Below are 4964 nucleotides of genomic sequence, written 5' to 3' on the forward strand. Positions count from 1 at the left end.
GGCTGCTGTTCGTCGGCGCGCTCGACCCAAAACGCCGAACGAAGATAGTCTGCTCTGGTTTGTCGATGAGATTCTGCCGCGTTTGCCCGAGGTGACGCTTACCATTATCGGGGCGTGCCGGTCGGCGCGGGTGGCGGCTTTGGCGGGTGCGCGGGTCCATTTGCGGGGACCGCAGGAGGATCTGACGCCCTTCTATGATACCGCGCGCGCCTTCATTGCGCCGACGCGGTTTGCGGGCGGGGTTCCGGCGAAGGTGATCGAGGCGGCAGCCCACGGCCTCCCCGTGGTGGCGACGCCGCTGCTCGTCGGGCAGTTGGGTTGGGCCGCCGGAGACGAGATTCTATCCGCAGAAACGCCCGCCGATTTTGCGGCAAGTCTCAAGCGCCTGCTGACCGACGACGGCCTGTGGGCGCGGCTGCAAGCCCAGGCGTGGCAGCGGGTTGCCGCCCTATACGATCCGGCGGCTTTCGCCGAGGGCGTGCGAGCGGCAGTGTGTGATCCGCTATCCGCGCTTGCGTGCCAGAATGACGGCGAAATCGTCGCGCAGCAGCCCGTTGGCTAAATAATGCTCTTCGAGGGCGATCAGGCGGGTCAGCAACCCATCGGGATCGTCGCGGAAATTCTGGGCGATCTGCGCCAACAGCAAATGCAGTAGATTGCCGCCATAGCCCCGGAAGCTTTCAATCGTAAACCAGCCGGGCAGAAGCGGCACGATTTCGTCGGACCGCACGGCCTCGCTGGGATCGACGGCGATGACCTCGGCGGGCGTTGGGCGTCGATAGCCACGCTTCACAATCCCGATAGCGGTCCGCACCAAAGGTTCGGGCAACGTCGCCAGAACGCCGCTGATAAGGGCCACTTGCAGGTCGGTCCATTGAAAGCGCGCCGGGCCGATATATTCGTCGAGGTAAAACCAGCCGCCGGGCTTCAGCAGGGTCGCAATCCCGGCATAAAGACCTTCCAGATTGTCGCAGTGATGCACGCCCGAAATACCGAAAACTGCATCAAAACTGCCGGGCTCGAACCCCTCCTCGCCAATCGGAAGGGCGTTCATATCGGCCTGACGGTGCGTGACGCCGCTTAGCCCTTCGGCGCGGGCGGCGTCGGCGACGCGGGCGAGGGCGCGCGGTGAAATATCCACCCCAACGGCCTCGTGTGCCCAGCCGTTGCGGACCAGCCCGAGTTCCACCCCCGCCGAGCCACACCCGACGACCATGACGCGCGGCAGCGGAATCGGCTGCGCCTGCCCAAGCTGGTGGAAGAACCACGCCAGCGGCCTACAATCGGGATCGCCCGTGACGCGCCGGTTTACCATTTGCTCGATCTGCGGCAGATGGGTCCATTGGTCGCCCTCGGCAACCCAAACGGCGGGATCGCCCCACACGGCATCGACCGCCGCGATAAACGCGGCGGAGGTTTCGGGGAGATCGGCGGTTGGCTGTGTCATCGGGCGAGTTTATCAGCCGTGCGGGCCAGTGTCAGCGCAGCCGAGGCGTGTGAGGGATTTATCTCGATATTGACACGCCTGCGCGCCCCATGATTACCTCGGGCCTAAGGGGTTCCGCGAGGCCCCGTGAGGCGGCAGGCCGAAATTCGCGTCCAAACTTTTCTTTTAAGGTGGACGTTATGCCGTCAAATACTGAAATCACCCCCGTTCAATTGTCCCGTTTGGTTGGTTTGCCGACCTGCCCCGTGCTGCTGGATGTGCGTCTTCCCGAGGATTTCGACGCCGACCCACGCCAGATTCCGGGGGCGCTGCGGCGCGATCCTTTTACCGTTACCACCTGGGGGGCCGCGTTTACCGGCCAAACGGTGATTGTGAGCTGCCAGCGCGGCTTGAAGCTTTCCCAAGGGGTTGCGGCGTGGCTGCGGCACCAGGGCGTTTTCCGCCGAAACCCTGGAAGGCGGGTTCGAAGCATGGCGCGACGGTGGGCATCTGCTGGTCACTACCCAAGCGATGCCGCCCGCCGATAGCCAAGGTCGGACCCTGTGGGTCACGCGTGCCCGCCCGAAAATCGACCGCATCGCCTGCCCTTGGCTGATCCGCCGGTTTATCGACCGCGACGCCGTGTTTCTGTTCGTCGATGCGAGCGAAGTAACGGCGGTGGCCGACCGGTTCGGCGCAACGCCCTTCGACATCGAAGGAACCTTCTGGAGTCATCGCGGCGACCGTTGCACCTTCGATACGATGCTGGCGGAATTCGGCCTTGCCTCCCCCGCCTTGGACCGGCTGGCAACCATCGTGCGCGGGGCCGATACGGCGGCGCTCGATCTCGTCCCTCAGGCGGCGGGGCTGCTGGCGGCCTCCTTGGGGTTTTCGCGCATGTATCGGGACGATCTGGAGCAATTGGCCGCCAGTCTGCCGCTCTACGATGCTTTTTATCGCTGGTGCCGGGACGCGGTGGGGGAAACCCACACTTGGCCCGCCGATGCGCGCGCCCGCGCTTGAACTCTCTCTAAATCCCAGGCACAGAGCGGGGGCCTGCGCCCCCGCTCGCGGCTTTTGACGATTGTCTTAAGGATATTCCGGCATGAATAATCCCAACCCCGTGCCCTTCCGCGAGGCCTTTTGGGTCTGGCTACGGATCGCCGCCCTCAGCTTCGGTGGCCCGGCGGCACAAATCGCCGTGATGCACCGGATTCTTGTCGAGGAAAAACGCTGGATCGGCGAGACGCGGTTTTTGCACGCGCTCAACTATTGCATGCTGCTGCCGGGGCCGGAGGCGCAGCAACTCGCCACCTATATCGGCTGGCTGATGCACCGCACGGCGGGCGGGCTGATGGCGGGGCTGCTGTTCATTTTCCCCGGCATGATCGCGATTATGGCGCTGAGCTGGCTCTATGTGCTGGCGGGGCAGTCGGCGGCGGTCGAAGGGCTGTTCTTTGGGCTGAAGGCGGCGGTACTCGCCGTCGTGCTGCAAGCGCTGCTGCGGATCGGCAAGCGTGCCCTGCGCAATCGCCCGCTCTGGGCGCTGGCGGGGGCCTCCTTCATCGCCATTCACGCCTTCGATTTACCGTTTCCGCTGATTATTGTGGCGGCGGGGATTATCGGCTTTCTCGGCGGTAAATTCGGCTGGGCGGCCTTCGACGTGCATCAGGCCCACGGCAGTACCGGGCGGGGGCTGACCGATGCCGAGAGCCGCTTGGGCGCAGGCGTGCCCGATCACGCGCGCCCGTCGCTCGGCTGGTCCTTGCGGATTGCCGCGATTTTCGGCGCGCTGTGGCTGGGGCCGGTGCTGGCGCTGGTCCTGCTGCTCGGGCCGGAGAATGTGTTCAGCACGATTGCCGTGTTCTTCTCGAAAATGGCCGTCGTTACCTTCGGCGGGGCCTATGCCGTGCTCGCCTATGTGGCGCAAGAGGCGGTGGCGACCTATGGCTGGCTCCAGCCCGGCGAAATGCTCGATGGCCTCGGCATGGCCGAAACCACGCCGGGGCCGTTGATTATGGTCACGCAGTTCGTCGGTTTCATGGGTGCCTGGCGGGATGCGGGCGGGCTGCATCCGCTGTTGGCCGCAACCTTGGGCGGGCTGCTCACCACCTGGGTCACCTTCGTGCCCTGCTTCCTGTGGATCTTCCTGGGCGCGCCTTACGTGGAAGCCCTGCGCGGCCATAAACCCCTATCGGCGGCATTGACCGCCATCACCGCCGCCGTCGTCGGCGTGATCCTCAACCTCGCCGTTTGGTTCGCCCTGCACGTGCTGTTCTGGAGCGTCCGCCCCTGGTCCGGCTATGGGCTCCACCTCGATGTACCCGACCCCGGCAGCCTTGATATCGGCGCGCTGGCCCTGACCTTGGGGGCGATACTGGCCCTGTTCCGCTTCAAACGCGGCACCGGCGAAGTGCTGGCCGGCTGCGCGGCGCTGGGGTTTGCGGTGAAGCTACTGGCGGGGTCTTGAGACGATCCGAGAGGGCGTTTGCCCTCTCGGGCTCTCCCAACCAGGGCCGACGGCCCTGGACCGTGTTTCACGGACTAATCCCCCGCTCCAAATACGTCCGCAGCACCACAAAGCTTTCCGTCCGTCGCACGGCCCCGGTTTCGAACAGGCGGCGCAGGAGTTCTTCGAGACCGGCGGCGTCGTGGGTGCGGACTTTGAGGATGGCCGACGAGCTTCCGGCGACGCCGTGCATTTCCTCGACGGCGGGGTCGGCCTCGGCGACTTCCTTCAGAATATCTTTGGCGTAGCCTTCGGTTTCCACATGGACGAAGGCGCAGAAGTGGCGGTCGAGCGCCTGCGGGTCCAACTCCACCGTGGTGCGCTTGATAACGCCCTTGGCCTTCAGCTTCTTCACGCGGTCGTGCAGCGCGGGCGGCGACAGGTGCAGATGGCTGGCCATATCGGCATAGGTGCGGGTCGCATCCTCCCGCAGCAGGCCGAGGATTTTTCGGTCGAAACTGTCCATCGCGGGGTCCTCTGAACGGATTGGCTGAATGCCATTCGTATTTTGAATGAAGTTCAGCTTATCGCTTTTAGGCTGAATAATCTACGCCATCTTATCCTTCTACCGCCGGAAGGAGAGTATCATGAGCCATGTTCTTGCAACGGGCCTAAGCGCCGCTTTTCCCTTTTTGGGGAGCGCGAAAGCCGGAACGGGCCGCCCCGCCCCGTCGCTGAACCGCTCGGTCGCCGTTCTGATCGCCTGCGTGGCGCTGGTCGGCCTGCAAGCGCTGTTGGCCGCGCCTCTGGTGCCGGATATCGCCCAAGGGCTCGGCGCGAGTATTGCCGATGTTGGTCAGGCCCTGGGCGCTTATGGGGCGATGGCGGCGCTGTCCGCGCTGTTTCTCGGGCCGTTGGCGGATCGTTTGCAGCGCGGGCAGGCGTTGGTTGCGGGCATGATCGGCTTGATCGGCGGGCTGGCGCTCTGTGCCACCAGCGTGAATTGGATGGTGTTTGCGGGCGGACAGGCGTTGATGGGGGCCGCTGCGGGCGTGGTTCTGCCGACCGCTTACGCCTCGGCGGGGGATT

Annotated in this window: 7 protein-coding genes; 5 read left to right on the plus strand and 2 right to left on the minus strand. The window is 64.8% G+C overall.

Annotated elements, in window-relative coordinates:
- On the plus strand, positions 1-562 hold a 562-nt coding region (locus tag VZ95_RS16725), incomplete at its 5' end, for a glycosyltransferase family 4 protein (RefSeq protein ID WP_045776867.1).
- On the opposite strand, the gene VZ95_RS16730 is transcribed toward VZ95_RS16725, so the two are convergent.
- Positions 503-1447: a class I SAM-dependent methyltransferase gene (locus VZ95_RS16730; protein WP_045776868.1), complete on the minus strand. Its 945-nt coding sequence runs from the start codon at positions 1445-1447 to the stop codon at positions 503-505. The genes VZ95_RS16725 and VZ95_RS16730 overlap by 60 nt on opposite strands.
- Positions 1448-1626: 179 nt before the next feature.
- Here VZ95_RS16730 and VZ95_RS25860 point away from each other — a divergent pair, with 179 nt between their 5' ends.
- The 3 genes from VZ95_RS25860 to chrA all read left to right on the plus strand — a co-directional run bounded on the left by VZ95_RS25860 (position 1627) and on the right by chrA (position 3896).
- Positions 1627-1974 (plus strand): rhodanese-like domain-containing protein, encoded by a 348-nt coding sequence (locus VZ95_RS25860; RefSeq protein ID WP_198148363.1) that lies wholly within the window; start codon positions 1627-1629, stop codon positions 1972-1974.
- Positions 1958-2449: a chromate resistance protein ChrB domain-containing protein gene (locus VZ95_RS25865; RefSeq protein WP_198148364.1), complete on the plus strand. Its 492-nt coding sequence runs from the start codon at positions 1958-1960 to the stop codon at positions 2447-2449. Before VZ95_RS25860 ends, VZ95_RS25865 begins: the two co-directional genes overlap by 17 nt.
- 82 nt (positions 2450-2531) lie before the next feature.
- Positions 2532-3896: a chromate efflux transporter gene (chrA, locus tag VZ95_RS16740; RefSeq protein WP_045776869.1), complete on the plus strand. Its 1365-nt coding sequence runs from the start codon at positions 2532-2534 to the stop codon at positions 3894-3896.
- A 67-nt stretch (positions 3897-3963) separates the two neighbouring features.
- Here chrA and VZ95_RS16745 read toward each other — a convergent pair whose 3' ends face one another.
- Positions 3964-4401: an Lrp/AsnC family transcriptional regulator gene (locus VZ95_RS16745; protein WP_045776870.1), complete on the minus strand. Its 438-nt coding sequence runs from the start codon at positions 4399-4401 to the stop codon at positions 3964-3966.
- Positions 4402-4522: 121 nt separating this feature from the next.
- Here VZ95_RS16745 and VZ95_RS16750 point away from each other — a divergent pair.
- The coding region (locus VZ95_RS16750; RefSeq protein ID WP_045776871.1) for an MFS transporter at positions 4523-4964 on the plus strand (442 nt) is incomplete at its 3' end.

It is taken from the genome of Elstera litoralis (assembly GCF_000963705.1).
Taxonomy (GTDB): Bacteria; Pseudomonadota; Alphaproteobacteria; order Elsterales; family Elsteraceae; genus Elstera; species Elstera litoralis.